Raw genomic sequence first — 1,602 nt, 5'->3', positions numbered from 1 at the left:
CGGCGCGCTCTTCGCGCTGGCCGCCGGGCTCGATGTGCGGCAGGCGGCGGCCGGGTCCGGCCTGCTGCCACCCCAGGCCTTCATCCTGACCTATGGCCTGGCCAGCGGGCTGCTCATCGCCGGCCTGGCGGCGCGCGAGGCGCGGGCGCCGCTGCCCCTGCCGGCGCCGCTGCTGCGCCTGGGCGAGGCCTCCTACAGCCTCTACCTGACGCATCTCCTGGCCTACAGCCTGCTGGCGCGGCTCGCCCTGGCGCTGAGCCTGCCGGCGCTGCTGCCCGGCTGGGCGCTGCTGGCGCTGCTCGCCGCCGGCATCATCGCCGCCGGTCTCGCCTTCCACTGGCTGGTGGAGCGGCCGCTGCTGCGCCTGGCGCGCGGCCTGCGGCGCCCCGCCATCGCGCCGCGCTCGGCGGCGGCCTGAGCTACCCCGCGCAGCCCAGCGCGCCGCCCAGCTGCCCGACCCGGCGCTGGATCAGCGCCGCCCGCTCGCGGAGATAGGGGCCGGGCTCGGCGGCCGACCATTCCAGCGGCAGCGGCAGCACCACCGCCAGCAGCGCCGCCTGGCCCGGCGTGAGATCCGCGGCCCCCCGCCCCCAGAAGGCGCGCGACGCCGCCTCCGCCCCATAGATCCCGGGGCCGAACTCGACGATGTTCAGATAGACCTCCAGGATGCGCCGCTTCGGCCACAGCAGGGCGATCTGCGGCGTCAGCCAGGCCTCCAGCAGCTTGCGGACCGGGTCGCGCCCCGGCCACAGGAACAGGTTCTTGGCCAGCTGCATGGTGATGGTGCTGGCGCCGCGCGGCCGCTCGCCCGCCAGCAGCGCCGCGACCTCGCCGCGCAGGGCGGGGAAGTCGAAGCCCAGCCACTGGCCGCAGAAGCCATTGTCCTCCGCCGCGATCACCGCGCGCGGCAGGGCGCGGTCGATCGAATCATAGGCCACCCACTGCTTCTCGATGCCATGCCCCTGCGCCGCGCGCAGCAGCATCAGCGGCGTCACCGGCACGGGGGCGAAGCGGAAGAGCAGGATCAGCAGCGGCGGCCCGAGCAGCAGGCCGAGGCCGAGCCGCGCCCACCAGCGGCGCGGCCACAGCCCGGACAGCGCCCGCCGCCCGCTCACCGCCCGCAGGCGCCGGCGCGGTCGCGATGCGACCAGGGATAGGTGAAGCGCCCGCCCCAGGCACCGGCGCCCTCGGCCTTGGCCTCGGCCTCCTGCTCCGCGTAGCGGCCGCGCGAATAGCGCGGGCAGTCGAAGGCGAAACCCGAGCGCACCATGGCGCCGTTCAGGTCGATCTCCTGCCCGCCCTGCCGCACCGTGCAGACCGCGACCGAGCGGCCATGCGTCTGCGACCCGTCCGGCGTGCAGGTGATCTCCCGCCCGCCGATCAGCGTGGCCAGCTGCTCGGTCGCCTCCCGCCCGCAGGCGAAGCGACCGCCGCCGCGGCGGGTGCATTGCTGGTCGCTCTCGAAGGCGTCGATGCCCTGCATGCGGACCCGGATGCCGGCGACATCCAGCGTGTCGCCATCGATCACCCGCGGCCGGCCGGAGAAGGGCTCGGCGGGCAGGCTGGCGCGGCGCGGCGCCTCGCGCGGGGCCTCCGGCGCGG

3 protein-coding genes are annotated in these 1,602 nt (G+C 76.4%); 1 reads left to right on the top strand and 2 read right to left on the bottom strand.

Translation table 11 applies throughout. From position 1 onward, the window contains the following. A partial coding sequence (locus HMPREF0731_RS19520; protein WP_007005938.1) for a hypothetical protein occupies positions 1-418 on the top strand: 418 nt, incomplete at its 5' end. Between the two features lies 1 nt (position 419). On the opposite strand, the gene mtgA is transcribed toward HMPREF0731_RS19520, so the two are convergent. Both mtgA and HMPREF0731_RS19510 read right to left on the bottom strand, forming a co-directional pair. After that, on the bottom strand, positions 420-1,115 hold the full coding sequence (mtgA, locus tag HMPREF0731_RS19515) for a monofunctional biosynthetic peptidoglycan transglycosylase (protein ID WP_007005937.1): 696 nt from the start codon (positions 1,113-1,115) through the stop codon (positions 420-422). Further along, on the bottom strand, positions 1,112-1,602 hold a 491-nt coding region (locus HMPREF0731_RS19510), incomplete at its 5' end, for a thermonuclease family protein (protein WP_007005936.1). The genes mtgA and HMPREF0731_RS19510, both read right to left, overlap by 4 nt.

It is taken from the genome of Pseudoroseomonas cervicalis ATCC 49957 (assembly GCF_000164635.1).
Lineage (GTDB): Bacteria > Pseudomonadota > Alphaproteobacteria > Acetobacterales > Acetobacteraceae > Pseudoroseomonas > Pseudoroseomonas cervicalis.
The sequence above is the reverse complement of the archived record's forward strand: the minus strand, read 5'-3'. Positions and strand labels throughout refer to the sequence as shown.